The organism is Vibrio sp. 10N.222.46.A1 (genome assembly GCF_041473595.1).
GTDB classification, from domain to species: Bacteria; Pseudomonadota; Gammaproteobacteria; order Enterobacterales; family Vibrionaceae; genus Vibrio; species Vibrio tasmaniensis_A.
In genome coordinates, this window is the sequence record NZ_JBFRSN010001001.1 from 1 (window position 1) to 1,124 (window position 1,124).

The window sequence follows — 1,124 nt, forward strand, 5'->3', positions numbered from 1 at the left end:
GCTTGATGTCGGCTATCGACTTTGACCTCTAGGTTGACGCTAAGATCATACTGCTCAACAAGCGCGAGCAACTCTTTCAACGTCAGTATTTTTTCTCCAACGAACTGCTCAGACTTCCAACTGCCAAAATCGAGCTGACGCAGTTCAGCAAGGGTGTGTTCATCAACTCGACCCTTGCCATCGCTGCAGCGCTCAAGCGTGTGATCGTGACAAACGACCAGTTGGTCATCCTGAGTGGGCTGAATATCAACTTCAATCCATTTCAAGCCGAGCTTCGCCGCTTGTTCAATGCTTGCTTTGGTATTTTCTGGGTGAGTACCTGCTACACCTCTATGACCTACGATGATAGACGACATAATTAATCCTTCTTAAAGACGCACCGTAAAAACGCATTAAATATCAGTGTACTCGATTAAGCGAGAGCCGTCGTTAAGCTTGTCGTATCTTCGTGTGGCTCCTGTGATGTGAAATTATTTGGGTGAATGCGTTTGCCATGATTGTCAAAAATATGCAGGTTGGATTTATCGATTCTTAGCCCTAGGGGGACGGCTTGGCACAGTGTCGTTTCGGGTGTTACTGCAATGAAGGGCTGCTCGTTCACCAGACCATGAACCAATTGATTTGGACCCAAAGGCTCAACCACACTGATACGCAGTTCAAGAGGCAAGGTATTCATCATCAATTCTGAACCAATTTCAGAGTGCTCTGGACGAATACCAAGTGTGATAGCTGTATTTTTTACGTGGGCGTACTCGGGTAAGTACATTTGCTGATCACCAATCTCAAGGTATCCGTCATCGAGTGTTGCTGGTAAAAAATTCATTGCAGGGCTGCCAATGAAGCTCGCCACAAAAGTACTGGCTGGCTGGTGGTAGACCTCTCGTGGCGTCCCGACTTGCTCTATCTGGCCTTTGTTGAGCACCACGATTCTATCAGCCAGTGTCATGGCTTCGACTTGGTCATGAGTCACGTAAACACTGGTCACGCCAAGTTCGCGTTGCAGTTTTTTGATCTCTAATCTCATGTGAGCACGCAGTGAGGCATCTAGGTTAGACAAAGGTTCGTCAAACAGAAAAAGTTGTGGATCGCGAACGATCGCTCGTCCCATAGCAACACGTTGACGT

General features: G+C 47.2%; 1 protein-coding gene and 1 pseudogene. Both read right to left on the reverse strand.

The genetic code is table 11. The features are described 5' to 3' along the window. Positions 1-356, reverse strand: a 356-nt coding sequence (locus AB4496_RS23035) for a glycerophosphodiester phosphodiesterase family protein (protein ID WP_372132099.1), incomplete at its 3' end; no start/stop codon positions are given. 56 nt (positions 357-412) lie between these two features. Continuing rightward, positions 413-1,124 (reverse strand): annotated as a pseudogene (locus tag AB4496_RS23040) (sn-glycerol-3-phosphate ABC transporter ATP-binding protein UgpC); the annotation flags it as partial.